The 26,191-nt window shown below is 71.3% G+C and carries 23 protein-coding genes and 1 pseudogene; 7 read left to right on the forward strand and 17 right to left on the reverse strand.

The window, feature by feature from the left end; translation table 11 throughout:
* Positions 1-164 precede the first annotated feature (164 nt).
* Entirely contained in the window at positions 165-1,184 is a 1,020-nt protein-coding gene (locus tag AB0D27_RS06810) for an NAD-dependent epimerase/dehydratase family protein (RefSeq protein WP_362503053.1), read from the forward strand.
* Between the two features lie 287 nt (positions 1,185-1,471).
* On the opposite strand, the gene AB0D27_RS06815 is transcribed toward AB0D27_RS06810, so the two are convergent.
* The 11 genes from AB0D27_RS06815 to AB0D27_RS06865 form a co-directional block, all read right to left on the reverse strand.
* On the reverse strand, positions 1,472-2,116 hold the full coding sequence (locus tag AB0D27_RS06815) for a DUF6461 domain-containing protein (RefSeq protein ID WP_362503056.1): 645 nt from the start codon (positions 2,114-2,116) through the stop codon (positions 1,472-1,474).
* Between the two features lie 86 nt (positions 2,117-2,202).
* Entirely contained in the window at positions 2,203-2,520 is a 318-nt protein-coding gene (locus AB0D27_RS06820) for a hypothetical protein (RefSeq protein WP_362503058.1), read from the reverse strand.
* Positions 2,521-2,608: 88 nt separating this feature from the next.
* Positions 2,609-3,889: a sulfite oxidase gene (locus tag AB0D27_RS06825; protein WP_362503060.1), complete on the reverse strand. Its 1,281-nt coding sequence runs from the start codon at positions 3,887-3,889 to the stop codon at positions 2,609-2,611.
* A gap of 499 nt (positions 3,890-4,388) precedes the next feature.
* Positions 4,389-6,608: an SWIM zinc finger family protein gene (locus tag AB0D27_RS06830; protein WP_362503420.1), complete on the reverse strand. Its 2,220-nt coding sequence runs from the start codon at positions 6,606-6,608 to the stop codon at positions 4,389-4,391.
* A gap of 485 nt (positions 6,609-7,093) precedes the next feature.
* Positions 7,094-10,009 carry an SNF2-related protein gene (locus tag AB0D27_RS06835; RefSeq protein WP_362503063.1) on the reverse strand — a complete coding sequence of 972 codons (2,916 nt, stop codon included), beginning with the start codon at positions 10,007-10,009 and terminating at the stop codon, positions 7,094-7,096.
* A 105-nt stretch (positions 10,010-10,114) separates the two neighbouring features.
* A complete protein-coding gene (locus AB0D27_RS06840) occupies positions 10,115-10,696 on the reverse strand; it encodes a sugar kinase (protein WP_362503066.1) in 582 nt (193 codons plus the stop codon).
* On the reverse strand, positions 10,693-11,838 hold the full coding sequence (locus AB0D27_RS06845) for an ROK family glucokinase (protein WP_362503068.1): 1,146 nt from the start codon (positions 11,836-11,838) through the stop codon (positions 10,693-10,695). The genes AB0D27_RS06840 and AB0D27_RS06845 overlap by 4 nt, the downstream gene beginning before the upstream one ends.
* A gap of 263 nt (positions 11,839-12,101) precedes the next feature.
* On the reverse strand, positions 12,102-12,902 hold the full coding sequence (locus tag AB0D27_RS06850) for an ATP-binding cassette domain-containing protein (protein ID WP_362503423.1): 801 nt from the start codon (positions 12,900-12,902) through the stop codon (positions 12,102-12,104).
* A gap of 17 nt (positions 12,903-12,919) precedes the next feature.
* Positions 12,920-13,981, reverse strand: a complete 1,062-nt coding sequence (locus AB0D27_RS06855) for an ABC transporter permease (RefSeq protein WP_362503071.1) — start codon at positions 13,979-13,981, stop codon at positions 12,920-12,922.
* Positions 13,978-14,982, reverse strand: a complete 1,005-nt coding sequence (locus tag AB0D27_RS06860) for a sugar ABC transporter substrate-binding protein (RefSeq protein ID WP_362503073.1) — start codon at positions 14,980-14,982, stop codon at positions 13,978-13,980. Before AB0D27_RS06860 ends, AB0D27_RS06855 begins: the two co-directional genes overlap by 4 nt.
* Before the next feature lie 259 nt (positions 14,983-15,241).
* Positions 15,242-15,979: a GntR family transcriptional regulator gene (locus AB0D27_RS06865; RefSeq protein ID WP_362503426.1), complete on the reverse strand. Its 738-nt coding sequence runs from the start codon at positions 15,977-15,979 to the stop codon at positions 15,242-15,244.
* Positions 15,980-16,107: 128 nt separating this feature from the next.
* Here AB0D27_RS06865 and AB0D27_RS06870 point away from each other — a divergent pair, with 128 nt between their 5' ends.
* Positions 16,108-17,121: a Gfo/Idh/MocA family oxidoreductase gene (locus AB0D27_RS06870; protein ID WP_362503076.1), complete on the forward strand. Its 1,014-nt coding sequence runs from the start codon at positions 16,108-16,110 to the stop codon at positions 17,119-17,121.
* Positions 17,122-17,127: 6 nt separating this feature from the next.
* On the opposite strand, the gene AB0D27_RS06875 is transcribed toward AB0D27_RS06870, so the two are convergent.
* From AB0D27_RS06875 to AB0D27_RS06885, 3 genes and pseudogenes are all read right to left on the reverse strand, one after another.
* Positions 17,128-17,799 carry a response regulator transcription factor gene (locus AB0D27_RS06875; RefSeq protein WP_362503079.1) on the reverse strand — a complete coding sequence of 224 codons (672 nt, stop codon included), beginning with the start codon at positions 17,797-17,799 and terminating at the stop codon, positions 17,128-17,130.
* Between the two features lie 218 nt (positions 17,800-18,017).
* Positions 18,018-19,283, reverse strand: coding sequence for a histidine kinase (locus AB0D27_RS06880; protein WP_362503429.1), 1,266 nt, complete (start codon positions 19,281-19,283; stop codon positions 18,018-18,020).
* A gap of 261 nt (positions 19,284-19,544) precedes the next feature.
* Positions 19,545-19,682 (reverse strand): annotated as a pseudogene (locus tag AB0D27_RS06885) (ribonuclease domain-containing protein); the annotation flags it as partial.
* Between the two features lie 405 nt (positions 19,683-20,087).
* Between AB0D27_RS06885 and AB0D27_RS06890 the strand changes: the two are divergent.
* The 5 genes from AB0D27_RS06890 to AB0D27_RS06910 all read left to right on the forward strand — a co-directional run bounded on the left by AB0D27_RS06890 (position 20,088) and on the right by AB0D27_RS06910 (position 24,385).
* Positions 20,088-21,590 carry a helix-turn-helix domain-containing protein gene (locus tag AB0D27_RS06890; RefSeq protein WP_362503081.1) on the forward strand — a complete coding sequence of 501 codons (1,503 nt, stop codon included), beginning with the start codon at positions 20,088-20,090 and terminating at the stop codon, positions 21,588-21,590.
* Positions 21,572-22,162 carry a helix-turn-helix domain containing protein gene (locus tag AB0D27_RS06895; protein WP_362503084.1) on the forward strand — a complete coding sequence of 197 codons (591 nt, stop codon included), beginning with the start codon at positions 21,572-21,574 and terminating at the stop codon, positions 22,160-22,162. The genes AB0D27_RS06890 and AB0D27_RS06895 overlap by 19 nt, the downstream gene beginning before the upstream one ends.
* 188 nt (positions 22,163-22,350) lie before the next feature.
* Complete coding sequence (locus AB0D27_RS06900) at positions 22,351-23,064, forward strand: ParA family protein (protein WP_362503087.1); 714 nt, start codon at positions 22,351-22,353, stop codon at positions 23,062-23,064.
* Complete coding sequence (locus tag AB0D27_RS06905; protein ID WP_362503090.1) at positions 23,061-23,927, forward strand: hypothetical protein; 867 nt, start codon at positions 23,061-23,063, stop codon at positions 23,925-23,927. Before AB0D27_RS06900 ends, AB0D27_RS06905 begins: the two co-directional genes overlap by 4 nt.
* Positions 23,928-24,073: 146 nt before the next feature.
* The gene (locus AB0D27_RS06910; RefSeq protein WP_362503093.1) at positions 24,074-24,385 is read left to right on the forward strand and encodes a hypothetical protein; all 312 of its coding nucleotides are present in this window, start codon (positions 24,074-24,076) and stop codon (positions 24,383-24,385) included.
* Positions 24,386-24,483: 98 nt separating this feature from the next.
* Here AB0D27_RS06910 and AB0D27_RS06915 read toward each other — a convergent pair whose 3' ends face one another.
* The 3 genes from AB0D27_RS06915 to AB0D27_RS06925 all read right to left on the reverse strand — a co-directional run bounded on the left by AB0D27_RS06915 (position 24,484) and on the right by AB0D27_RS06925 (position 25,820).
* Positions 24,484-24,963 carry a hypothetical protein gene (locus tag AB0D27_RS06915; RefSeq protein WP_362503096.1) on the reverse strand — a complete coding sequence of 160 codons (480 nt, stop codon included), beginning with the start codon at positions 24,961-24,963 and terminating at the stop codon, positions 24,484-24,486.
* A gap of 166 nt (positions 24,964-25,129) precedes the next feature.
* Positions 25,130-25,549 carry a DoxX family membrane protein gene (locus AB0D27_RS06920; protein ID WP_362503099.1) on the reverse strand — a complete coding sequence of 140 codons (420 nt, stop codon included), beginning with the start codon at positions 25,547-25,549 and terminating at the stop codon, positions 25,130-25,132.
* 133 nt (positions 25,550-25,682) lie between these two features.
* Positions 25,683-25,820 (reverse strand): hypothetical protein, encoded by a 138-nt coding sequence (locus AB0D27_RS06925; RefSeq protein ID WP_362503102.1) that lies wholly within the window; start codon positions 25,818-25,820, stop codon positions 25,683-25,685.
* Positions 25,821-26,191: the final 371 nt, after the last annotated feature.

Here is a 26,191-nt window from a genome sequence, read left to right on the forward strand (position 1 = left end):
AGCGTACTTACGGTGATACGGTGCCGTTCCTGGCGACAACCACCCCCGAAGGCAGGCATGGTGCGGAGCCCGACCCTCCACAGAACCGAGGCGCACCGGGCCGCCAAGGCCGATCACCGCCACAGCTCGGTCGTCCGCGCGGACTTCGAGCAGCGAGTCGTACAGTGACCCGCCACGGCTTCGACGATCTCGCCGGGCAACGGTTTCTGATCACCGGCGCCACTGGCTTCGTCGGACGGCGCCTGTGCGCCCGACTCACCGCACAAGGCGCCCGGGTCACAGCCCTGGTGCGAGAAACCTCCGTCCGGTCCGGCCTCCCCTCCGACGCGCAACTGACCGTGGGCGATCTCACCACCGCGGAGGGCACCGAGGCGGTGCGCGAGGCGGCCGCCGCTGCGGACTGCGTGTTCCATCTCGCCGCAGTGGTCAAGTCCCGCTCCGCCGAGGGCTATTGGCGTTGCAACGCAGCGGGCTCCGGACGACTCGCCAAGGCGCTGGCCTCTCTTGCCTCCCCGCCGCGCCTGGTCGTGTGCTCCTCGCTGGCCGCCGCCGGTCCCGCACGGCCGGGGCAGCCGCGAACCGAGGACGAACCACCCGCCCCCGTCTCCCACTACGGGCGCAGCAAGCTCGCCGGAGAACTCGCCGTCCGAGAACTCGCCGACCGCCTGGCAGTGGTCGCGATCCGGCCGCCCATCGTGTACGGGCCGGGCGACCCGGCGTTCCTGCCGTCGCTGCTGCCGATGATCCGCAGCGGACTCGTCGTCAAAAGCGGTTTCGGGCCGAGGCATTACTCCGTCATCCACGTCGACGACCTGTGCACCGCATTGCTCGCAGCCGCAACCCGGGGCAGGACGATGCGCCCCGAAGTCCAGGACTCGGGCGTCTACACGGTCTCGGACGGCATGGAACACACCTGGCAAGGGATCTGCCGGACAGTGGCCGACGCGCTGGGTCGCCGCCCTCCGCTGGTGCTCCCCGTCCCGCACGCCGTTACGCGAGGGGTCGCCGAGTGCGCCGAAGCACTGGGGCGGCTAGGCGGCTTCGTACCACCACTCAACCGAGACAAGACCCGGGAACTGCGCTGCACGGCATGGACGTGCTCAACCGAACGGGCCCGCATCGACCTCGGATTCGTTGCGTCGATCCCCCTGGCCGAGGGAATTGCCGCCACCCTCAAGGGCTGAGCGACCGACGGTGCGAGGCCGCGTCCCCACGCCGCCGGGGCACGTGGGCCCTTGAGTGTCCGGAAGTAGAGCTTCAGCCGCGTCCTCCGCTGACGAGCGGGGCGGCGATACGCGGCTGCTCATGGGGGTCCTGCTTGCTGGTGGAACACGGCACTGACTCGGCGGCGACGTATCGGCAGCAGCTTCTCTGCGTGCCGTCCGATATCCAGGGAACTCCCACCTGAATCAGACGAGCCGTCGGACAGACTGTAGCCCCGACACGTGACACTGCGAGGCGGCAAGGATGGTCACCAGGATGTGGGAGGCGAGGTGCGTGTGACCACGGAAGGAAGCTGGCCGCTCTCGAGCACCTGCCGCGACAGGGCCAGTCCGAAATGCTCACCGATGACCTGAAGGGCCTTGCGCTTGGCTTCGAGAGGCGACAGTTCCTCGTCGTCGCCGAGCAGGTCATCGATGGAGTCTTCCGGCGCGATGGCCCCTGCGGCTTCCAGCGCCGGGCGCAGCAGGTCGGGTTGGGCGCCGCTGGGGTAGTAGCCGGCGCCCAGCTCGAAGTGCAGCTGTACCTCACCGTCGGCGAGGTATCGGAAGAAGGAGGGCGGGTCGTCCGGCCGCGGATCGAAGATCAGTACCTCGGCACCGTCTCGGGAGACTGCCGGGTCGAGAGCCCAACCTTCGCTGCCTCCGGACTCCACGATGAACGACCAGTTGCCGCTTCGGCCGAGGCGGCCGACGCAGTAGATCTGTGTGAGGTCGACCAGGGCGGATGCTTCCTGGCCGGTGAGGGCTGCGCCGATCTCGACAGGTTCATGGTCGGACATGCGTTCGGCGAGCTGCTGGGGGCTGAGGCCGCGGGCGCAGGTGATGTAGAGGTCGCTGGCGTTCAGGTTGGTGCCGCGCCAGGCGTCGGCGATCCAGGCAAGATTTTCGGGCACTGCTGGTTTCCCTCCCGTTCGTAACGTAGAGCTGGTGGGGCACAGCGTAGATCTTGTGCTGTGCCCCACCAGTTGTCAGTAGCCGGTCAGGGCTTGGGAACCGTGCAGGCTACGGTCGCCTTCGATGCGTCGCAGTGCGCGAACTGCGGGAAGTCCACCCAGTACGGGTCCTTGTCCAGCAGCCGGTACTTGCCCGAGAAGCCCGAGCTGAAGGCCCCGCCCATCGAGGTGGAGTTGATCCAGCCCGACATGGCCGAGCGGCCACATACTTCCTTCCAGGTCGGAGCAGCTTCACGGATGTCGTCGTACAAGTGCCATTCGCCCTGCTTGACGCGGGTGGCGTAGGTCTGCACGCAGTCGTTGCCGGTGTCGACCTCGTTCATGCCGCCGATGCCGGAGGGCATGCCGCGCACCACGCTGGCTTCCGCTCCAGTGGGGGGCGGACATGGGCCCCGCTTGTCCACGCCGCCCGCACGGCTCCATCACATGTGGTCAGGCCACCTGCACGGGGTGCCGGACCACCGCGTCGAAGAGGTAGCCCTGCGTGTTGAGGGCCGTGGTCTCCGGCTGGCTGCGGCCCGTCGTGTCGGTGGCGCGGGCCAGCAGCGTGTACGTCCCTGGAGTCGACGGCCGCCAGTCGGTGGACCAGCGGACCCAGCCCGCGCGGTGCGGGGCGTCGTGCAGCCGGGCCCGGAGCCAGGTCGCACCGCCGTCGGTACTCACGTCGACACGGACGACGCCACCGGTGCCGGACCAGGAGCGGCCGGTGAGGTGGTGGTCGGTGCCCGCCGGGAGCGTCGCGTTCCAGCCGAGCTCGAAGGCGCTCTTCAGCGTCTGGTGGGTGAGGGGTGCGCTGCCGCCCTCGGGATACGCGTCGCCGAACAGCCGGTAGAAGTCGGTGTTCCAGGGCGAGTAGAGCGGCTGGTCGGCGACTTCGATGTCCCCGACCCACTTGATGGACGCGATGCCGACCCAGGAAGGTACGAGCAGGCGCACCGGGTGACCGTGGTCCGGCGGCAGTGGTTCGCCGTTCATCTCGTACGCGAGCAGTACGTCGTCCAGCGCCTTCGACAGCGGCAGCGGGCGGCGCACATGACCGAGGTTGGTGCCGTCCGCGGTGACGTACTCGGCGTCGAGGCCGCGGGGCAACACGTCCACGGCGCGACGGGTGAGCCCAGCCCTGTTCAGGACTTCGGCCAGCCGTACGCCCTTCCAGCGCGCCGTGCCGATCGCGCCCAGCGTCCACGACGTGCCGGTGACCGTCTGGCCCTGCTGCGTCGTGAAGAGGCTACGGCCGTTGCCCGCGCACTCCACGAACGCGCTCCGGGTCGTGACCGGCAGCCGCTTCAGCTCTTCGAGCGTGAACTCGACGGGTTCCGGGCGGGCGAGGCCGTCTCCCCAGACGGTCAGCTTCCACGTCTCGGCATCGAGGACGGGGGTGGCGGTGTGGTTCCGTACGAAGAAGTGGTCGATGGGCGTGTGATAACCGGTTCCGGCGAGGGCCGCGAACTTGGTCTCGGCGTTGGTCCCGCGAATCGTGAACCAGTCGTCGGGGAGCGGCTTGACGATGCCCGCCGCGGTGGCGGTGGTCCCCGTCGCGGCCACCGCCGGCCCGGCGAACGCGGCTGGCGCGGCCGCCGTGAGTCCGGCCGCGGCCAGCAGTCTGAGCATGTCGCGGCGGGCAACACCGTCGGCACGGGCGTCGCCGGCGAGCCACTGACGGAGTCTGCGGCGGTCGTAGCCGGATTCGGAGGTGGATGCGGGGTGGGGCATGGAAGGGCCTGCCTTTCGGAAGCTGGAGCCGGGCGGCGAGGGGCGGGGCTCGGCGATGCGGCCGTGCGTGGAGGACGGCGCTGCGGGGACGGGGACGCCGGAACCAAACCGGGCTACGGCGTCGGCCACACGATCGCGGCGCAGGTGACGCGGGCCGCATGGGCCGCGTGACGGGCGAGGTGACGAGGATCAGCGACAACGACCGCGCGACAGCAGCGCGCGGGACCGCGGAGCGGGGTGGTGGATGCCGAGGATCATGCGCGCCATGGTACGAGGCGGCGGCTCAACTCGCGGGGGAATTCGGTCAGTCGGGGGCGGGTCCGACGTCGTGACGGTTCCGGGGGGGCGCGGGGCTCGGTCCGGCGGGCCTCGGCACCTGTACGCCGGTGGGCGACCGGGGTGCCTCAGGTCGCGCGGGCGCGGGCGCCGACGAGCAGTGCGCGGGTCTTGGCCAGTAGGCCTCCGCACGCTCATGCGCCGCTCGGTACGCCTCGGCGCGTCAGGTGTCGTCCGGTGTGCCGAGGCCGGTGAGGGCTCCGACCGGGTCGAGGTCGGGGGTGCCTCGGGGCCACCAGTCGTCGCGGCCCGGTTCGGACTCGTACGCGTACCAGAGGCCGTTGTGGCCGAGGCGGAGTTGGGCGTGGCCACGGGGGTGGGTGAGGTGATTGCGCCAGGGGCGGAAGGCGGGGAGGTCGGCGGCGAGGAGGAGCGGCCGGGCTCGGTCGAAACGGCCCGCCGGCGGATCCCAGGGCTCCTCCAGCACACGGAGCCCCTCGAAACCGCCCTGCCGCCACGCGGCGACCGCCCGCGCCAGGTCAGCCGGGGTACGCCCCGTCGCGGAGGCGAGCGAGGAGTAGAGGGCGCGGGTCGCGGCGGTGAGGCCGGAACCGGGCCGGGCCGCGGCGATGCGCACCGCGTCCTGCCAGAGCGTCAGCTCCGCCACCGGATCGCGACCCGTGGTGAGCAGCGCGTGCGCGCGGGCAGCCGCGTCGGTGGCCAACTGGTCGAGCGCGAACGGGTCAGGGCCCCCCGGCGCGCCCGGGTAGGTCGGCGGCTGCTCGGGGTGCGCGGGCGGTGGCAACGGCGCGGGGAGCGGTGGCAGTGTGCGGCGCGCGAGGGCGTCTCGGGCGCGTACGCCGGGGAGGGGGGCCGGCTCCTGTTCCTGGGCGGCGCGGGCCGCGCGGGCGGCGTTGCGCCGGGACAATTCGTCGAGCAGCTCGCGTTCGCCGCGGCCGCGCAGCAGGAGAAGGACGAAGGGGTCTTCGTCCAGGAGACGTGCCGTCTGGTAGCAGAGGGCGGCCGCGTGCTTGCAGGGGTGCCCGGAGTCGGGGCAGCTGCAGTGCGGTTCGAGCTCGCCGGGGCCGGGCAGCAGCGGGACCCCGCACTCCGCGAGCGACTTGGGCATCTCCTTGTCGAGCAGCGCGGCGATGTGCCCGGGCCGCTCGGCGGCCGCGTCCAGGAAACGGTCCCAGTCACTGTCGGACCGTGTCCGCACGCTGACCTGCACGCGGTACGGCCGCGGGCGGCTCCCGTGAACGTACGCGAGCACGAGCCCCGGCGTGACCGTGATCGCGTCCACATGCCCGTGCCCGGCGTACACCCGCCCGCGCGCCAGCCGCGCCGCGTCCAACGCCCCTTCCTCCAGGGCGCTCACCCATGCGTTCCCCCACCACGTCTCCGCGAAGGAGTCCGCCCCCGACACCCGCGCCGGGAAGGCAGGGAAGGTCCGGCGCAACTCCCCGTCCCGCCCTGGCGATCCCATGGACCGAGGGCGGCGGCCGACCGGTCCCGAGGCCCGCTCCGGTCCGGACGACGCCGAGAGCGCGCTCCGCCGGTCCGGCCCGGGATACGGCGGAGGCACGGCCCGCTGCTCGGAGCCGGGATACGACGAAGGCTGGCCGCCAGGGTTCGCGTCGGACGGGGACCCGGCCCGCGCGGGGCGAGGTCCGAAAGACGCCTCGTCGTCCTCACCGGCCCGCGCGAACCGCGCACCCAAGATCACCTCCCCGACGCCCCCAGGCCGCACCGAGCGCCGCCCCAGTGACGCCTCATCCTCCTCGCCCGGCCGCCCGAACCGCGTACCCGAGACGCCCTCCCCCGCCCCGGGACGCACCGAGCGCCGCCCCAGTGACGCCTCATCCTCCTCGCCCGGCTGCCCGACCCGCGTACCCGAGGTCGACGCTTCCGGCTCCTTGGACCGGGCAGGACGCGTGTCCAAGGAGTCCTCGCGGGTGATCCCGGGATGCGTGGAGCCCGTGCCCAGCACCTCCTGCGCCGCGTCCCCGAGCCGGACCGGGGGCGCGTCCGAGGCCGCCTCGTGCGGGGCGCCCCCGAGCGCGGACCGGCGCCCGCGCGCCTCGCCTTCGGTGCGCCCCGGGCGCCCCGTGGAGGAGGCGTCGCTCGGAGCCACGTCGGCGGGCAACTCGAAGGCCCCGGCGAGCAGATCCCGTACGTCACGGACCCGGGGGCCCTGATCCTGGCTTGGTCGAGCCCCGGAACCGGTCGGCTCGGCGGATCGGCGGCCCGCCTCAACTGCCTTGCCCCCGGCGGACACCGCGCCGGTCGCCCACTCGGCTCCAGCGTCCGGTACCTCGGTGTCCTCGGCCCCCGCCCGCGTCCGCGGCCGCCGTGCCTCGTCCCGCGCCGCGCGCAACGCCTCGCGCGCGATGTCACCGGGACGTGCACCTCCTGAGGCCCCTTCAGCAGGACGGCGGCTCACCGGGGTGCTCTCCGTCTCGTCGTCTGCTCGCACCGAGCCTGTTTCGCCGGTCCCGTCGGCCCCGGCGGCCCCACCGGCCCCGCCGGACACCGGAGGCGACGCGGCGGCATCGGCGCTCGACGGCCTCCCCGCGCCCGTCGCCCGCCGCAAGGCCTCGCGAGCCGCGTCGCCCGGCCGCGCTCCGGACGAGGCCCCGGCGTCGGTCGATGTATCTGCCGGTCCGCGCGCGGAGCGGCGCTCCGGCCGGTCGTCGGCGGGCTCGGCCGCCCACCCCTCACGCTCCCGTGCCGCCCGCAGCGCCCGACGGGCCGCATCGGCGGGACGCGACCGCCCGGTCTCCTCGCCCCGGCCCCCGGAACCCAGCCGTTCGATTCCCTCGTCCCCGTCGCCAGGACCCAGTCGCCCACTGCCCTCGGCACGCGACCGCCCGGTCACCTCGCCCGGGCCGCCGGAACCCAGGCCGTCCATGTCGCTCTCCGCACCGTTCACGCGGACCTCCGCAGGGACACCAGGTCGGACAGCTCGCGGTCCGTCAGTTCTGTCAGGGAGGACTCGCCGGAGCCGAGGATCGCGTCGGCCAGTGCGCGCTTCGCTTCGAGCATCTCGGCGATGCGGTCCTCCACCGTGCCCTCGGTGATGAGGCGGTGGACCTGGACGGGCTGGGTCTGGCCGATGCGGTAGGCACGGTCGGTGGCCTGTTCCTCGACCGCGGGATTCCACCAGCGGTCGAAGTGCACGACGTGCCCGGCGCGGGTGAGGTTCAGGCCGGTGCCCGCGGCCTTGAGGGAAAGCACCAGGACCGGGGTCGCACCGCTCTGGAAACGGTCCACCATGCGTTCCCGGTCGGCCACCGGTGTGCCGCCGTGCAGAAGCTCCACGGGGACGGCGCGCGCGGCGAGGTGGGCGGTGATCAGGCGACCCATGCCCACGTACTGCGTGAAGACCAGTGCCGAACCGTCCTCGGCGAGCAGCGTGTCCAACAGCTCGTCGAGCAGGGCGAGTTTGCCGGAGCGGGTGGTCGGTCCGTGGGCGGCGGCTCGCGCGTCCTCCTTCAGGTAGAGCCCCGGGTGGTTGCAGATCTGTTTGAGCGAGGTGAGGAGCTTCAGGACCAGGCCCCGGCGCGCGATGCCGCCGGCGGTCTCGATCGCGAGCATCGACTCCCGGACCACCGCCTCGTAGAGGGAGGCCTGTTCCCGCGTCAGGGGAACCGGGTGATCCGTCTCCGTCTTGGGCGGAAGCTCGGGGACGATCCCGGGGTCCGACTTCTTGCGGCGGAGCAGGAAGGGGCGGATCAGCCGGGCCAGTCGGGACACCGCCTCCTCGTCCTCGCCGTTCTCCACCGCGCGCGCGTGCCGGGCGCGGAAGGACTTGAGGGGGCCGAGCAGGCCGGGGGTCGTCCAGTCCAGCAGGGCCCACAGTTCGGAGAGGTTGTTCTCCACGGGGGTGCCGGTGAGCGCCACGCGCGCGGGGGACGGGATCGTACGAAGGGCCTTCGCCGTCGCCGAGTACGGGTTCTTGACGTGCTGTGCCTCGTCCGCGACGACCATGCCCCACCGCTGCTGGGCGAGTCGCGGCGCGGTGGACCGCATCGTGCCGTACGTGGTGAGGACAAAGCCGCCGTCGAGGTCGTCAAGTGTGCGGTCGGGGCCGTGGAAGCGACGCACGGGGACACCGGGCGCGAAACGGACGATCTCCCGCTGCCAGTTGCCGAGCAGCGACGCCGGGCAGACCACAAGAGTCGGCTCGCTGCGGGCCCGCCGCAGATGCAGCGCGATGAGGGTGACGGTCTTGCCGAGCCCCATGTCGTCGGCGAGGCAGCCGCCGAGACCGAGGGAGGTCATGAGGTCCAGCCAGGCGAGGCCACGGAGTTGGTAGTCCCGGAGCCGGGCCTGGAGGGCCGGTGGCGGCTGAACGGGTGTCACGCCCGCCGTCAGGCGGTCGCGCAGCGCGGCCAGCGCGCCGACCGGCACCGCCTCGACCGTCTCGCCGTCGACCTCGGCGCTGCCGGTGAGCGCGACGGACAGGGCATCCACCGGGTCGAGCAGGCCCAGCTCCCGTTTGCGGGCCTTGCGGACGAGGGCCGGGTCGACGAGCACCCACTGGTCGCGCAGCCGGACGATCGGGCGGTGGGCCTCGGCCAGGGCGTCCATCTCGGCGTCGCTGAGCGGATCTCCGCCGAGGGCCAACTGCCAGCGGAACTGGAGGAGTTCCTCGCTCTCGAAGAACCCGGTGCCATCGGTCGCCGAGCCGGGTGCGGGCCGTACGACTGCCGCCGCGCTCAGGTCGTGGGCGAGGTCACGGGGCCAGTGCACGGCGACTCCGGCCGCGCCGAGGCGGGTCGCCGCGACCCCGAGCAGATCGGACAACTCCTCCTCGGACAGGGCGAGTACATCGGGCACGTCCTGTTCCGACAGCCGGTCCAGCGGTGGCCAGATACGGGCCGCGCGGCGCACGGCCAGGGCCGCGTCGACGCGCGCGCGGGGGCCGAAGGTCGCGTCGGCCTCCCCCGCCCACAGCGCCGTCGCGTCCACGACGAGGGTGGGGTCGGCGAGGCTGTGCACCTGGACGACGGCCGCGCCCGCGCGACGGGCCCCCTCGCCGTCGTCGAAGAGCTGGTAGGCGGACAGGTCCAGGCGCAGCGAGATCCGGACGCCCGCGTCCATGCCCGCGGCGACCTCGGCGGCCCAGTCGTGCGCGCCGGGCAGCCGCTGCGGCTCGCTCGCCGCGAAGGGCCTCCCGGAGGTGTAGGGGGCGGCCGGCGTGCGTGGCAGTGTGTCGGCGACCGCGTCCAGGAAGGAGCGCATCAGTGCTTCCGGTTCGGGGAGCCGCAGCGGGCCCTTGCCGGGCAGCGGAACGGCGTGTCCCTCGTACGGGAGCGCCGTGGCCACCGCCCTGAGGTGGGCGATGTCGTCCGGGTCCAGCGGGCCGGCGCGCCAGGCGTCGAGACCGTCGGGTGTCAGTCCCGGCAGCAGCCGCCCGCGCGCGACGAGTCGCAGGGCGTGCAGCGCGGCGGCGCCCCAGCAGGCCGTGGCGGGATGCGCGGCGGGATCACGGCGCGCCCCGGCCAGCAGGGGCAGGGCTTCGCCGATGGGCAGGGTCACCGCGGGGACGGTGCCTCGGCGGACTCCGGGGCCGTGCGGTCGTACGACCGTCAGCTCGGTGCGGTCAGCCGACGCCGCACCTTCAACAGACCCGCCCGACGCCATGCCCTCGACAAGCTCACCCGAGGGCAGCGGCTCCCCCGCCGGGTCCCAGAAGGCGACCCGCCCCTCGCGCGGCAGCGGCGCGGGCAGGAAGACGGCGGCGAGCCGCACGGACACCGCCCGCGCGGGATGCGCCCCTGTGGGAAGCGCACGCGCGGAGAGCGACCGCTCGGCCACCGAGTCCACCCCGTCCCCCATACGCCCGGTCACCTCCCGCCCCTCAGTCGAATCAGTTGTCTTCGACTCTACGGGCGGGGTCTGACAATCGGCCTCGGCGGCCACGCCGAGCGGCTCCGGGACCGGTCAGGGAATGGTGCGCGAGACCACGTACACCATGGGGTGCCCGGGCTCGGACCCGTTCACGACGATGTCCTGGGTGGGCGCCGGGTCCTTCTGTTCGTGTACGAGGCCCGACCAGGGGCCGGGTCCGGTGAACTCCCAGCCGACGACCTTCTGGTTGCGGTCGCTGACGGTGATGTCGTTCTTCTTCAGCGCGGCCCGGCTGGTGCCCACGCCCGCGAGGAACTTGTCGAGGCCCGCGTCGGTGGTGCCGAACTGCACGTACAGGCGGCTGGTCTTCCAGTTGTTCGTCTCGTAGTAGGCGACGTCGGTGGAATTGTCGGGGACGGGCACCTGGTAGAGGCGGCGCTGGACGCGTGACGGCCAGCCCGAGGTGAGGCCGGTCGCCGAGTACTTCTCCTCCTTCTGCTTGCCGCTGTCGCGGCTCTGGTTGGCGGAGATCACCAGGTAACCGGCCGGGACGCCGATGAGCAGCACGATGATCAGCAGTGTCAGGGCGCGGCGGCGGACCTTGTGGCGCGGATCCTCCGAGGGCCGCTGCGGCTCGTCCGGCGGCGACGCCTGGCGCGGCAACGAGGGCGTCACAGCGACCCCTGGGTCGTACGACGCGTCTCGGTGAAGCGCTCGTACCGCTCGTAGCGCTCCACCCGGCGCCGCTTGGCGCGGCGGAAGCGGCGGGCGACGAGGCGGGCGAGGTCGGCCGCGCCGACCATGCCGGCCTCGGGGCCGAGCTGGGCGCGGGCGATCCGGGCCTCGGGGCGGTAGCCGCGCCCTGTGAGGTGCCTGCGGAACGCGTCGCGCGCCGGACCGATCAGCAGGTCGTCGGCCGCGCTGACGCCGCCGCCGATGACGAAGCAGGAGGGGTCGAGGGCGGCGGCCAGGTTGGCGATGCCGACGCCGAGCCACTGGCCGATGTCCTGGAGCAGCTCGATGCACATGGCATCGCCCTCACGGGCCAGCTCAGTGATCAACGGGCCGGTGATGTCGCCGATGTTGCCCTTGACGTGCTCGATGATCCCGTACGCGACCGGGGAGTCCGCGGCGGCGAGTTCGCGGGCCTCGCGGACCAGCGCGTTGCCGGAGCTGTACTGCTCCCAGCAGCCGCGGTTGCCGCACGGGCAGCGGTGGCCGCCGGGGACCACCTGCATATGGCCGAACTCGCCCGCGACTCCGAACTTGCCGCGCTTGACCTGGCCGTCCTCGAGGATCGCGCCGCCGATACCGGTGCCGAGCGTGATCATGACGAGGTGGTCCTCGCCACGCCCCGCGCCGAAGCGCCACTCGGCCCAGGCGGCGGCGTTGGCGTCGTTGTCGACCAGGACGGGGACGGCGAGGCGGCTTGAGATGCGGTCCCGGAGGGGCTCGTTGCGCCACGACAGGTGCGGGGCGAACAGGATGCGGTTGCGCTCCGCGTCGACCCAGCCCGCCGCGCCGATGCCGACGGCGTGCACGTCGTGCCGGTCGGAGAGGTCCAGGACCAGCTCGACGATGGTGTCCTCGACGACCTTGGGGCTCTTGGACTTGTCCGGCGTCTCGGCGCGGACCTTCTCCAGGATGTTGCCGTCGGCGTCCACGACGCCCGCCATCACCTTCGTGCCGCCGATGTCGATGCCGACGGTGGGGACGCGGGGCGCCGTGAGGTGGGAACGGCGCTCACGCGTGCCCACGGTCCGCAGGACGGTGGCCCGCGCGGAGCCGCGGTGTGCGAGGTCGCGGTAGGTGCTCATCGGGCCGATTCTGCCTTACGCCCCGGCGGGGCTGCACTGTGGGAGCTTGCTGCCGCCAGTGCGCTGCGGGCCGCCTGCGGCTGCTCGCACCCGGCCCGCTGCACTGTGGGAGCTTGCCGCCGCCAGTGCGCTGCGGGCCGCCTGCGGCTGGTCACACCCGGCCCGCTGCACTGTGGGAGCTTGCTGCCGCCAGTGCGCTGCGGGCCGCCTGTGGCTGGTCGCACCCGGCCGCGGAGCCGCACAATGTCACGGCCCCGGGGCCCTTAAGGGGCGCGTTCCAGCTCGTGGCGCAGATCGTCCAGCTCGCTTCCCCCCGCCATCTGGCGGGTCAGCTCGTCCAGGGTGATCTCGTCACGCGCGTTGCTGCTGAACATCGTGCCGCGCTTCAGGAGGACGAAGCGGTCGCCCACCAGGTACGCGTGATGCGGGTTGTGGGTGATCAACACAACACCCAGTCCGGCGTCCCGTGCGGCGGCCACATATTTGAGGACCACACCGGACTGCTTCACACCGAGGGCCGCGGTGGGCTCGTCGAGGACGAGGACCTTGGCGCCGAAGTAGACGGCGCGGGCGATCGCCACACACTGGCGCTCGCCGCCGGAGAGGGTGCCGATCGGCTGGTCGACGTCACGGAGGTCGATGCCCATGCGCAGGAGTTCCGCGTGGGTCGTCCGGCGCATGAAGTCGACGTCCATGCGCTTGAAGGGGGCGACGCCCTTACGCGGCTCGGAACCGAGGAAGAAGTTCCGCCAGACCGGCATCAGCGGGACGACGGCGAGGTCCTGGTAGACCGTGGCGATACCGCGGTCCAGGGCATCGCGCGGCGAGCCGAGGCGGGTCTCCGCGCCCTCGATGCGCAGCGTGCCCGCGTCGTGCTGGTGGCGGCCCGCGATGATCTTGATGAGGGTGGATTTGCCCGCGCCGTTGTCGCCGAGCACACAGGAGATCTCCCCCGCGTGGACTTCCAGCGAGACGCCTTCGAGGGCGCGGATGTTGCCGTAGTACTTGCTGACGTCGTCGAGCTCGACGAGCGCCGTACGTTCCGTGGCGGTCGAGTCGGTCATCATGTCCGCGTCCGTCGTCACTTCGTCGCCTCCGCGCGCTTGCGGACCCAGTGGTTGAGCAGGGTCGCGAGGAGCAGCATCACTCCCAGGAAGAACTTGAACCAGTCCGGGTTCCACTCGGCGAACACGATGCCCTTGCTCACCATGCCGAAGATCAGTGCGCCGACCGCCGCGCCGACCGCGGAGCCGTAGCCGCCGGTGATCAGACAGCCGCCGATGACGGCCGCGATGATGTAGATCAGCTCGTTGCCGACGCCCTCGCCGGACTGTACGACGTCGAACGAGAACAACAGGTGCTGGCCGGAGATCCAGGCGCCGAAGGCGACGCCCATGTAGAGGCCGATCTTGGTCTTGTCGACCGGGACGCCGACCGCGCGGGCCGCTTCCTCGCCGCCGCCGACGGCGTAGATCCAGTTGCCGACGCGGGTGCGCAGCAGGATCCAGGTGGCCACGGCGACCAGGGCCAGCCACCACAGGATGGTGATCTTGAAGTCGACGCCGCCGATGGTGAGCGTCGAGGCGAAGACGTCCTGGGCGGAGGAGAAGCCCTCCATGTCGGCGATCGACTTCGTGGAGACGGTGCCGCTGATCAGCTTGGTGAAGCCGAGGTTCATGCCGGTCAGCATGAGGAACGTGCCGAGCGTGATGATGAAGCTCGGCGGGTCGGTGCGGGTCAGCATGACGCCGTTGAAGACGCCGATGGCGAGCGTGACGAGCAGCGAGACGAAGACGCCGACCCACACGTTCGCGGTCATCTGGTAGCTGAACATCGAGGAGATCAGCGCGGAGCTGGTCACCATGACGCCCGCCGAGAGGTCGAATTCGCCGCCGATCATCAGCAGCGCGACCGGTACGGCCATGATGCCGATGGTCGACGAGGCGTACAGGACCGTGCTCAGGCTCGGCGCCCGCACGAAGCTGTCCGCGAAGAGCGCGAAGAAGACGAAGACCGCGATCGCGCCGACCACCGAGCCGAGCTCCGGGCGGCCCATGAGCTTGCGCAGCGGCGAGGTCTTCAGCAGGCGCTCGTCGGTCTTGGTGCCCGGCGACGGCGCGGGCGCGGGTGCCGTGGTGCTCATCGGGTCCCCCGCTTCGCGTAGTCCTCGAGCGCGCCGGCCTGGTCCTTGGTGATGATCTGCGGCCCGGTCAGGACCGGCTTGCCGCCGCCGAGGGTGTCGGCGTTGTACTTGTAGAGCCAGAGCAGGTCGATGGCCTCGTAACCCTGGAGATAGGGCTGCTGGTCGACGGCGAAGCCGAGGGTGCCGGCCTTGAGCTCCGCGGCCACCTTCTCGTTCAGGTCGAAGGTGTCGATCTCGGCCTTGCTGCCCGCGTCCTTCTTGGCCTTGACCGCGGTGTCCGCGAAGGGCGCGCCGAGCGTGACGACGGAGTCGATGGACTTGTCCGCCTGCAGCTTGGCGCCGATGGAGGCCTGTACGTCGGGCATGCTGGTGCCCTGGACGTAGAGATTCTGCACGGTGCCGTCGAAGGTCTTCTTGATGCCTGCGCAGCGCTGCTCGTGGCCGACGTTGCCCTGCTCGTGCAGGATGCACAGCGCCTTCTTGCGGCCCCGCTTGTTCAGCTCGTCGCCGACCGCCTCACCGGCGATCGTCTCGTCCTGTCCGATGTGGGTGAGCGCGCCGAACGCCTTGGACTCCTCGGAGCCGGAGTTCACCGTGATCACGGGGATGCCGGCCTTCCGGGCGCGCGCGACGGCGGCCTTCATCGCGTCGGGCTTGGCGAGCGTGACGATGATGCCGTCGACCTTCTTGTCGACCGCGGCGTCCACGAGCTGCGCCTGCTGCTGCGCCTCGGCGTTGTGCGAGTACAGGAAGTTGATGTTGTCCTTGACGGCGGCCTGCTTGGCGCCGCTCTGCACGATGTCCCAGAAGGTGTCGCCGTCGCCCGAGTGGGTGATCATGGCGAAGGTCCACCTGGGCGTGTTCACCGCGGCCCTGCCCTGGGCCGCCGCCGCCTTGCGGGCGTCCTCGGCCCGCTTCCCGCCGGTGCTGCTGCATCCCGCGAGGGACACCCCCAGCGCCCCTGCGAGCGCGATGCTTACCCAGGTCCGAGTCCGTGCCACGAGGCCGTGCCCTTCTTGCCGTGCTCCTTGGTCGCCGGGCCCTGCGGATCGGCCCGGCGGGCCCTTCCGTAGGCCCTTTCGGGGCCGGCGTCTCACCGGCCCAAACGCCCAAGTATCAATCACGGGGATCATGCACCCCACCAGCGGGTCCCGCGCGCGTGAGCGCGCCGGGTGGGGGTACGTCCGTTCCGGTCGCGGCGGCTGCGACGGCCGGCGCATTTCACGACCGCGACGTCAGGGCACCGGACTACAGGGGGCTTCAGGGTCGTACGAGGAGCTGGAACTCGAAGGAGTAGCGCGAGGCGCGATAGATGTGGGAGCCGAACTCGACGGCGCGGCCGGTGTCGTCGAAGGTCGTGCGCTGCATGGTGAGCAGGGGCGCGCCGGCCGGCTCGCCGAGCCGCTCGCCCTCCTCCACGGTGGCCGCGCGGGCGCCGACGGACTGACGGGCGCTGTGCAGCGTGATACCCGCCGTGCGCATCAGCCGGTACAGCCCGGTCGCCTCCATCCGCTCGCTGTCCAGCTCCAGCAGGTCGGGGGGCAGGAAGTTGCGGAGGTACGCCATCGGCTCGCCGTGGGCCAGGCGCAGTCGCTCGACGCGGTGTACGTCGCCGCCCTCCGGCACGCCCAGCGCGGCCGCGACCTCGGCGGACGCCGGTTCGACGGCGTTGACGAGCACGTGAGTGGCCGGGCGCTGGCCCGCCGATTCCAGGTCGTCGTAGAGGCTGCTGAGCTCCAGCGGGCGCTTGACCTGGCTGTGCACGACCTGGGTACCGACTCCGCGGCGCCGCACGAGCAGACCCTTGTCGACGAGGGACTGGATGGCCTGGCGGACCGTGGGCCGGGACAGGCCGAGCCGCGCGGCGAGCTCGATCTCGTTGCCCAGCAGGCTGCCCGGGGTCAGCGCTCCGTGCTCGATCGCGGCCTCCAGCTGCTGGGACAGCTGGAAGTAGAGCGGGACCGGACTGCTGCGGTCGACGCTGAGCTGGAGCGACACGGTCGGATCCACATCTGGTTTCGGCACGGCCCGAGCGTAGCTCCGGGAGATGTTGACGGGAAGTCGTGAAGTTCGATTGTCCGGACAAACCATTGACATGGTGTGGGCTCGGCCCTCAGTTTGTTCCCATGCGCATCGGACTTATCGGAGCGGGTCGTATCGGTACATTCCACGCGACCACTCTCAGCCGTCACCGTGAGGTCGGCGGCTCCCTCATCGTCACGGACGCGGACACCGCGCGGGCCCATCAGCTGGCGGACCGGCTGGGCGCGACGGCGGCGCCCAGCGTGAACGAGATCTTCACCTGGGGCGTGGACGCCGTGGTCATCACGGCGGCGACGTCGGCCCACGCCGAACTGATCGGTCGGGCAGCACGCTCCGGGCTCCCCGTCTTCTGCGAGAAGCCCATAGCGCTCGATCTGCCGGGCACGCTGACCGCGCTGGCCGAGGTCGACGCCGCCGGAACAGTTCTGCAGCTGGGCTTCCAGCGCCGCTTCGACGTGGGCTACACGGCAGCGCGCGAGGCGGTGCGGTCGGGACGGCTCGGCCGGCTGCACACGGTCCGGGCGATGACGTCCGACCAGTCGCCGCCCCCGGCCGGCTATCTGCCGCTCTCCGGCGGGCTCTACCGCGACTGCCTGATCCACGACTTCGACGTCCTGCGGTGGGTCACCGGCCGCGAGATCGTCGAGGTGTACGCGGCCGGGTCGGACGCCGGGCCCGCGATGTTCCGCGCGGCGGGCGACATCGACACCGCCGCGGCCGTGCTCACCTTCGACGACGGGACGCTCGCCACGGCGACGGCCACCCGGGTGAACGGCGCGGGCTACGACGTCCGCATGGAACTCGCCGGCGAACTGGACCAGATCGCCGTCGGACTGGACGACCGTACGCCGATCGCCTCCACCGAACCGGCCGGGCCGCCGCCCGCCGACAAGCCGTGGATGGGCTTCCTGGAGCGCTTCGGCCCCGCCTACGAGGCCGAACTCGCCGCCTTCGTCGAGGTGGTCCGCGGCGAGCGCGCCAACCCGTGCGACGGCCGGGAGGCCCTGCAGGCGCTGCGCATCGCCGAGGCCTGCGAGCTGTCGCGACGGGAGCGGCGCCCGGTGCGGCTCGCGGAGATCTTGGGCGGACGGGACTGAGACCGCTCAGCGCCCGTCCCCCTCAAGAAGCCCGGCGTCGTACGTCAACAGGGCGATCTGTACCCGGTTGTTGAGGTCGAGCTTGGCGAGGATGCGCGAGACGTGCGTCTTGACCGTGGCGACGCTCATGAACAGCTCGGTGGCGATCTCGGCGTTGGAGCCGCCCCGTCCGACCGCGACGGCGACCTCGCGCTCGCGGTCGTTCAGGGCGGCCATCCGCGTACGGGCACCGGAGCGGCGGGTGTCGAGCGCGGAGCCGGCGGCGTGCTCCATCAACTGGCGGGTGACCGCGGGTGACAGCACGGGATCGCCGGCCGCGACGCGCCGCACCGCGGCCAGGATCTCCGCGGGCGGGGTGTCCTTCAGTACGAACCCGGCCGCGCCCGCGCGCAGCGCCCGCAGCACCTGGTCGTCGGCGTGGAAGGTGGTCAGGACCACGATCTGCGGCGCCTCCCTGCGGGCACGCAGCCGTTCTGTGGCCGTGAGGCCGTCGACCGCCGGCATGCGGATGTCCATGAGGACGACGTCGGGTCTGGTGCGGTCCACCAGCGCCTCCACCTCGTCGCCGTCGGCGGCCTCACCGACGATCTCGATGTCGTCGGCGCCGCCCAACATGAAGGACAGGCCGGCTCGCACCAGGGGGTCGTCGTCGACGAGGAGCAGTCGGATCGCGGTCATGGGGCCCACCTAACCAGGTCGGCCGCCCACGGTCAGGACGCCTGGGTACTTGGGGTCTCCGCCCCCAAGTACCCGCTCCTCAAACGCCGGAGCGGCTGAAAACCTCTAGCCCGTCCGGCGTTTGAGGACGAGCGCGAAGCGCGATACGGGGGGCCTGGGGGGGCGGAGCCCCCCCAGATACGGGACGGGTAGGGGCGGAGGGGGCGAAAACCCCGCCGTCACCCGGCCCACGGCAGCCACGCCCGCACTCGGAACCCGCCGTCCTCCTCGGCCCCGTGCTCCAACCGGCCCCCCGCCAGCGTCGCCCGCTCCGTCAGGCCGATCAGCCCCTGCCCCGAGCCGGGGACGCGAGGGACGTCCCCGGGGGGCGCGGGATTGCGGACCGTCACGGTGAGGCCGTCGCCGACGGCACCCCGGACCGTCACCGTCACCTCCGCCCCCGGCGCATGCTTGCGGGCATTCGTCAAAGCCTCCTGAGCGATGCGATACGCGGTCCGCCCGACGGACGCGGGCACGGCGGCCGGATCGGCGACGCGGTTGTCGAGGACGACCTTCATGCCCGCCGAGCGGGACTCGGCGACCAGCGCGTCGAGCGCGGCGAGCGTCGGCAGCGGCCGCCCCGCGTCGTCGGAGTCCCCGGCCCGCAGCACCCCGATGATCTCCCGCAGGTCCTGCAACGCCTCGTGCGCGCTCTCCCGGATGACCCCGGCCGCCCGCGCGACCTCCTCCCGGGACGCGTCCGGCCGGAACTCCAGCGCCCCCGCGTGCACGCTCAGCAGCGTGAGCCGGTGCGCGAGCACGTCGTGCATCTCGCGCGCGATGGCCTCGCGCGCGAGCCGCTGGGCCTGCTCGGCCCGCAGCGCCGCCTCCGTCTCGGCCCGCCGCGCCCGCTCCCGCAGGCTCAGCATGAGCTGACGCTTGGACCGTACGAACATGCCCCAGCCGACCACCGTCGCGGTGAGCAGCGCTGTGACGCCGACCGCCGCCGCGTACGGCAGATCGGGGTCGGGCCGCAGCCAGAAGAAGACCGGAATCAGCGCGAGCGAGACACCGGCCAGCCAGCCCACGTACTTGAAGGGCCGGTGCACGGCGAGCGTGAAGAGGGCGACCATGCCCGCGCCGCCCGCGGTGTTCGAGACCAGTCCGACGGGAACCATCGCCACCGCGAGCCCGAGCGGCAGGCGGCGTCGCAGCCAGACCGCCGCGCAGGCGAGCGCGCCGAGCCACTGGTCCGTGACGGCCAGGCCGTGCGGGGTGTTCGGGTCGTGGGTCAGCGTGTTCGCGGCGGCCAGCCCGATGACGATGGCCAGCAGGAAGAACCCGAAGTCGACGATCCAGTCACGCAGGGTGCGACGCGGCCGTCCGGAGCGGTCCCTGCGGTCGGTGTCGGGATCCAGCTCGGCGACCACGGCCGAAGGCAGCAGCCACCGTCGCCCCGGCAGAGCCCGCACCGGCGCCGTCAGCCTTTCCGGCGAAGGCGGCACCTCGTGCGCCGCGGTCGCCGTCTCCCGCGCTTCGTGCCCCGGACTGTCACCACTCACGGTCGACGAATCTACGCAGGCGCGCCCGCCGCCACTTCCCTTCGAGCGGGATCAGCGACCAAAGTCGCATCCCTTCAGACTTCGGTCGTACATGTCTCGCCCCGCGGCCGGTGAACGTGGGGGGGGCCGCGGGGCGAGGGTCATCACATGGAGCGGACGCGAGCGTCGCGATCAGCTGCGGATCGGCGGCCGATCAGCAGCCGATCAGCAGCCGAAGTCGATCAGCTTGAACGTGACGTAGTGATCCGAGGTGTAGTAGTCCTCCTGGTACTCCTCACCGGTCACGATGCGACGGGCGCCACGCGTCGAGGAGCCCGGCGTGATGACCGTGTACTCGTGGTAAATCTGCCGCACCTCTCTGACCTGGGCTTATGGAGGGTCGAAGCGGCTGTGACCTGCTAGGACGGGTTGCAGAGGCGATCGGAGGCAGTCAGAGGAAAACGCTCTGATTCGACCCCGGATCGACCCGGGCCGCTCGGAGGCAGTCAGAGGCGATCCCTCTGAAATTACCTTCGAGCGCCCGGAGTTGACCGGTGTCGATCAAATGCGACAACCTCGACGGCTCTCTTTTCCGACCTCGGTCGAGTTGTGATGGGGACGCCTGCCTCCACTCGGGGCCAGAAGCGCGAATTCTCAGGAACGGCAATCCTGGAGAATTCGCTGGCGCCGATGGAGGTCGGTTCCGGATACCACCCGTGGTTTTAGCGGGCCTGGGTGGCGTCCACGTCCTTGCGAGACGACCCCACAATGTCAGACAGCAACCAGCCACTCCTCCAACGACGCCCCACGCACCCTGGCGGCCCACTGGGCCTTTCCCAACTGCCGTCGGCCGCGGCCGATCTCGTCCTGCTGGGGGACCTCACCGGCCGCTACGCCACTGGCAGTTACAGCAGGCTCGGCTCCGACGGCCGCACCTTGGCCCTGCGAGAAGACCGTCAGGGCGCGGCCGAGCACGGCCACCGGATCACCGCGGCGATCGCCTGCCACATGGCCCGGGCAGGCGGCAATGTCGACCAGCTGACCCGGCTGCTGCTGCACCCCGAGCACGAAGGCGGTCGGCACGCCCGGCACATCATGCTGCGCTCCGGGCAGGCACGCGCCCTGGACTACATCCGCCGGGTGTGGGCCAGCGCGACGGCAGCCGTCAGCAGCACTACCGGGGTGGAGTCCCGCCAGCACGCCCACGAGGTTCTCGCCGCGCTGCGGGACCACATCGAGACGACGCCCTGGCGCGGGGAACGGGGACGAACCGCGCTGTGGGTACTGCGGGCGCATCTGAACTTCGCCGAGATCGCTGGCGGCCCCCTGCACCATGCCAGCGAGCGGCAGACCGCGGAGGAAGCAGGCGTCTCTCGTACGACGCTGCGGGTGGTCTACGAGACCGTCCTCAAACCGCGCGGCTGGCTGCGCCGACTGCGGGTCGGCCACGACCGGGAGGGCTCCACCTGGTACCTCGACCACGGCAGCACCCACCCGCACGGCGCCCTCGCTTCGTTGTCTCGTTTCCGGACCACTCAGTTCCCCCCCGACCCGGCACTTGAGGAGTGGCCCACCCCTGAGACAGCCACGACGGCCGACATCGACTCCACCGTCATCGCCCACCTGATGAGCCACGACGCCTTCGCCCACCACGGCCTCGGAAGCTCCGCCCTCATGATCATCGGCGCACTGCACGCCCGGCCCGGCCAGACCGTCGGTGAACTCGTCGGGACGGCGTCAGTGTCCCGTGCCACCGCCTACCGGGCCATGCGACGCCTGGCCGACCACGGCCTCGTCCACCGCACCGGAGAGACCTGGGCCCTCACCCCCCGTGCGCTGGAAGGCTTCGGCAACAGCCCTCTGGATGCTGTCACCGGCCCGCAGGAACGGCCGGCGCAGGGCTGGGACGAGGTCGCCCGGCGGCACGACACGACAGGCGTCGCAGCCCGGCGCAAGGCCCTTCACGCAGCCGAGCGCGCGGCCTACCGGCAGGCGCTGGAGCGGCTCGCGGAACACCGCAGCAAGGCCGTAGTGATCGTCCGCGACGGGTGCCAGGTCCTGGTCCCGGCACCCCGCCCGGACGAGATCCCGCCCACGTGGCACGCCCCCGGGGGATGCGTCCTCGACCCGGCTACCGGCCGCCCTACCGCCGACTGGCGCATCGCCACCGACGGACGCCTGATCCTCACCACCCCTGCCGACCAGCGCAGTTACGACGAGCTGGCCGCCGCCCATGCCGAAGCCCTCAGCGAATGGAACTCCGCCGCATGAACCCACAACCCCCTCCAACCAGCACCGCCGAGAGCCAAACCGTGACCCCTGAGTCCCTGCGCAAGCAGTACGAGTCCGGTGCGACGGTCGACGAACTCGTCGCCACCAGCGGCCTCTCCTACGGCACGGTCCTCAACCGGCTGCACGATGCCGGAACCGTGATGCGCACCTCCTGGCAGACCCGCAGAATGCGCGAGGACCCACAAGCGCGCCAACGTCTCGCGAGCCATCTTCGCGCCCTATACGACGATCACGGCGCAACCCTCACCGAACTCGCCGCAGCCGCGGGAGAGACGAGGCGTGCCGCGCGACGCCTGCTGATCGAGGCCGGCGGCACCGTGCGCACGACGCAGCAAACGCTGCGGATGCGCTCCGCAGCGCGTGCCGCCGAGCGGAAGAAGCTCGCGCTGTCTCTGCGGGCGCGATACGAGGCCGGAGCCACAGTCCCGGAACTCGCCGAGCAGTGCAACTACTCCGGTGCAACGGTCTACCGGCTCCTGCACGAGGCCAACACGCCCATGCGGCCCCGGCATCGCCACGGCCCGGCGAACCAGGCGAGGAAGAACGCATGAACGCCCCCGTCCTCGTCGGCGTTCCCAACCGTGGCCAGCGCATCAAGAGGCGGACCGTGCGCTATCCCGGCCGCAGCCCTGCGGCACGGGCACCCCCTTCGTCGACACCCAGCGGCCACTCGGACGTCGCTCCGCTCACTGACCCACAAAAGACAGCACACCTTCCAGTTTCAGGAGATCAAGCACACGTGAACGAGAACACCCGTCACAAGACCCTGGCCGAGGCCACAGCCCGCACCTGGGACGCCTTCGTGATCGTCGTCGGCATGCTCAAGGGCGGCACCGGCAAGACCACCTCCGCCTGGTTCATCGCCCTCTACTACGCCGTCGTCCTCCAACTGCCAACGCTGCTCCTGGACGCCGACGCGACCAGCCAGTCCGCCTACGACTGGTTCAAGGTCGCCAAGGCCGAGGGCTTCGAAATCCCGGAGAACCTGATGGTCGAGCGGTACCCCTTCGATGACATCGCCGAGTACATCCGTGAGAAGCGTGCCGAGTTCGGCGCGATCGTGGTCGACGCCGGCGGCGGTAGCGCGAAGCTGTTCCACGAGGCTGTTACCGAGGCGAACCGGCTAATCGTGCCGGTCGCCCCCACCAAGATCGAGCGCCGCAAGCTCGTGGCCACCTTCGACGAGGCCGAGCGCGCTGCCGCCCGCAACGAACGCGACGTCACCGCCCACGTGGTCCTGGTCAAGGCCGACGACCGCACCAGCCTGCCCCGCACCGCCAAGGACAAGCTGCTCGATCCCGTCAAGGGCGAGGGCATCGGCCCGGACCGCGACGAACCGTTCCCGCTCGCCCAGACCGTCATCCACTCCTGGGTGCACTACATGGAGGCCTTCGGCGAGATCCCGACCGAACTGAGCGAGTACGGCAGCCTGATGAAGGAGCTGACGGCATGACCGACCGTATGAAGCCCCCGGCCCGCCGAACCACCGGTCGCACCCTCGGCGGAGCCAAGAAGACGACCCCTCCTCCCCCTCCGCCAGCTGCCGAGCTCACCCCCGAGCAGTTCGCTGCCGAACGGGCGGCCGACCAGGGCGATGGCCGCCCCGCTGCCAACGAGTCGCAGGTTGAGCCCGCTCCTTCCACGGTCCCCGTCGAAGGGTCGGCGCAGGGCCGCACCGAGACCTCGCCCGAGGTGCTGGCCGCTACTCCGCAGCCGACTGTGGAGGGCACGCCGGACGGCCGTGACCCAGAACCGGCAGTGAACCAGCCGCTTCACCCTGCCACCCCCGCCCCCGACGCACGGTGGCAGTCCGCCAAGAAGCCGGCGGAGCAGCAGGCGTCTCCTGCGGTTCCGGCTGCCGCCCCTGTGCTGCCGACGGTTCACGGCGACCAGCCGACCGGGCAGGCGGTGCAGCCGGGAACACTCCACGCCACGACAGCCACTCCAGCTGTGGCCGTGGCCGGTGAAGTGGCGGTCCGCCAAACCGTTGCCCCGATGGCAGGTGGAACGACGTTCCCGGTGAGGACCGATGGTCAAAGAACCCGGCAGGAACAGGACGAAAGGACGCACTCGGCCCCCAGCCAGAGTGCGCCGTGGACCCAGGGCTCCGGCCGGCCCCAGGACATCCCCGAGGCGGCCGTCGTTCTCAACCAGCGCATCATCACGCGGGAGAGCCTCGACTCCTCGGTCCCCGCCGCCCTGAAGCTGAAGAAGCGGCTCAAGCGGTTCGCTCTGGACAACGAACTCGATCACCTGCCGATCGGCGACATCGTCTCGGTCGCGCTGGACGAGTGGCTCACCGCCCGCGGCTTCTGACGGCCCAACACTGCAACCCACGCAAGGCAGGAGGTGGCCGGGAACGCAACAGCACGTTCACGGCCACCCCTTGCCGACTATTCCAATAGGCCAATAGTCGACTAGGCGGATCACTATTCGGCTAGTCGAACCAACCGGAGCAACCAGTGCCCGACCACTCCCACCACGTCCGCCTGCTGCGGAGCCTGGCCGACGCCCTCGAAGCCCAATCCGACCCCGCCGACGACCCCTTCGCCCCCCACCCCAACACCCAGACCATCCTCAGCACCCGCCACACCAGCCGAAGCCAACTCAACTACGCCGTCCCCGAAGCCCTCCAACTCCAACAGCGCATCCGCCGCTACAACGCCGACACCGGCATCCAGCACGGCGACATCGTCGCCCTCGCCCTGGACGCCTTCCTTCGCGCCAAGGGCTACCCACCCGACCTCACCACTCCCAAGGCCGAAACAACCTGATCAGTCGGCCAGACCAACCGCCGTTGGGCACTCTCATTTCCGGCCAACCGCAGCGCCGGCACGGCGTGCTGTGCACCCCACATGCCAGGAACCTTCACTTATGGCCGCTGCCGCAACATGCGCACCGTCACGTACGTCTCGCCGGGGCCCGGAGGCCGGGTCCAGGACCGGGTGCGAAAAGTGTGCAAACGTCCGCGCGTGAGGGCGAACCGCGGCAGCCGGACGCCGAGCTCGGTGGCGAGAGCTTCCAAGGCGCGGCGCTCGCCCAGCCGTTCCTCGTGCGGTTCGTCCGAAGGGAAGAGACGGACCGGGTCCAGCGCGGCCAGCATTGGCCCCCGTCTGCTGATGGCGTCCGCCCGGACGGTGAATCCGTACCGCTCCTCGCCGTTCTCCGTGACGGACAGATGGAAAACACCGGGGCGGTGCCCGTCAAAGGGCACGCTCCACACCGTCACCGCGCGGGTGCCCCGGGAAGCGGTGATGCCCGGGGAAACGAACCGCCGCTCGTCGGAGCCGGCGCCCGGCCTCGGCTCGAAGGCGAAACTCCAACCGAAACCCGCCCGGCCGACGGCGGTCAACGCCTCGTCCGCCCACGTCGGCCGGTACAGTCTTCAGTCCGCTCGGGCGCGCAGCCTTCGGCCAGGGCCACCGGCCCTGCGGTGATCGCATGCGGCACCCCAAGGAGAGCCGAACCGTCCACCGCCATGCCGCGGGCCCCGCCCGGCCACGGCCGCTGACTGCGCGTCAGCCGAGGTCGAACAGCGGGCCCGTGAGGGTCAGCCCCAGGTCCCCGCCTGCGTAGGCGAAGAACGCCAGCAGCATCAGGGCCGCACCGGCCAGCGCCATGTCCTTGTTGAACTGGACCATCTCCATCTGCTTCGCCTGCGGCTCCGTCTCCTTCCAGAACGCGTGCATCAGCAGCGCGGTCGGCACCAGGAACACGACCAGCAGCAGGGCACCCAGATCGGCCCAGACACCGAGCAGCACGCTCAGACCGCCGAGGAGCAGCAGCAGACCGCTGCCGAAGGTGGCCGGCACGGCGGCAGGCACGCCCCGCGAGGAGGCATACCCCGCCATGGCCTTGGTCTGGGTGAGATGGCCGACGGCCGAGCCGAGGAAGAGCGCAGCGAACAGGATGCGGCCGATGAATACCAGGACGTCCATCACGACCTCCGGGCGAGGTGAGCTGCTTGAAACAGAAACCACCTGCTCCCAGGGTACCCGCGACACTATCCGGCCTCACCGGGCGCGAATGGCATCCGCCGGTGGCGTGTGCAGGGCCCGGCGGGTGTGAACACTAGGCGATGCGGCAGTTCGCCCTCCTAGCACCGATACACCTCTTCCAGCAGCCCTCGGCGAGGGCCTCGACGAGAGCCCGGGAGAAGAAGTGCACGGCGAAGCCGCCGTGTACGAAGATGTCGTCTCCGCAGGGCACGCCGGCGCCGCAGTGGGCGTCGCCGGTATGACGGACGGTGGAGACGATGGCGCCTCCCGGCCGCAGCCTGCGGCGGCACCGACGGCCGAGTGGATCTCCTTGGTCGACAGGGGCATGCGCCAACCACTGCAAGACCAGCCGGTCTTCCGACGGCATCTCCAGCTGCCCCGGACCGGGTACGAAAGGCCCGTGCCGCAGGACACGGCGAGCCGCTGCTCCTTCGGCCGGCCCGGCATGTCCCAGCACATCGCCAGGTGATCACTATCAGCGCGTCGCTGACCTCGTCCCGGGTCTTCGATGTTGGGACGATCACCAGAACTCAAGAACTGCACGAGCTTGCCCGGCCGAGGATTGGGATGACGTATCACATA

The sequence above is a fragment of the Streptomyces sp. NPDC048415 genome, from assembly GCF_040651675.1.
Classification (GTDB): domain Bacteria; phylum Actinomycetota; class Actinomycetes; order Streptomycetales; family Streptomycetaceae; genus Streptomyces.

What these genes read in the sequence shown, in the direction of transcription:
- AB0D27_RS06825 (WP_362503060.1), bottom strand. Translation starts at nt 3,889, where the DNA reads ATGCCCCACCCCGCATCCACCTCCGAATCCGGCTACGACCGCCGCAGA.
- AB0D27_RS06855 (WP_362503071.1), bottom strand. Translation starts at nt 13,981, where the DNA reads ATGAGCACCACGGCACCCGCGCCCGCGCCGTCGCCGGGCACCAAGACC.
- AB0D27_RS06850 (WP_362503423.1), bottom strand. Translation starts at nt 12,902, where the DNA reads ATGACCGACTCGACCGCCACGGAACGTACGGCGCTCGTCGAGCTCGAC.
- AB0D27_RS06905 (WP_362503090.1), top strand. Translation starts at nt 23,061, where the DNA reads ATGACCGACCGTATGAAGCCCCCGGCCCGCCGAACCACCGGTCGCACC.
- AB0D27_RS06875 (WP_362503079.1), bottom strand. Translation starts at nt 17,799, where the DNA reads ATGACCGCGATCCGACTGCTCCTCGTCGACGACGACCCCCTGGTGCGA.
- AB0D27_RS06895 (WP_362503084.1), top strand. Translation starts at nt 21,572, where the DNA reads ATGGAACTCCGCCGCATGAACCCACAACCCCCTCCAACCAGCACCGCC.
- AB0D27_RS06920 (WP_362503099.1), bottom strand. Translation starts at nt 25,549, where the DNA reads ATGGACGTCCTGGTATTCATCGGCCGCATCCTGTTCGCTGCGCTCTTC.
- AB0D27_RS06835 (WP_362503063.1), bottom strand. Translation starts at nt 10,009, where the DNA reads ATGGGGGACGGGGTGGACTCGGTGGCCGAGCGGTCGCTCTCCGCGCGT.
- AB0D27_RS06870 (WP_362503076.1), top strand. Translation starts at nt 16,108, where the DNA reads ATGCGCATCGGACTTATCGGAGCGGGTCGTATCGGTACATTCCACGCG.
- AB0D27_RS06890 (WP_362503081.1), top strand. Translation starts at nt 20,088, where the DNA reads ATGTCAGACAGCAACCAGCCACTCCTCCAACGACGCCCCACGCACCCT.
- AB0D27_RS06845 (WP_362503068.1), bottom strand. Translation starts at nt 11,838, where the DNA reads ATGAGCACCTACCGCGACCTCGCACACCGCGGCTCCGCGCGGGCCACC.
- AB0D27_RS06820 (WP_362503058.1), bottom strand. Translation starts at nt 2,520, where the DNA reads ATGCCCTCCGGCATCGGCGGCATGAACGAGGTCGACACCGGCAACGAC.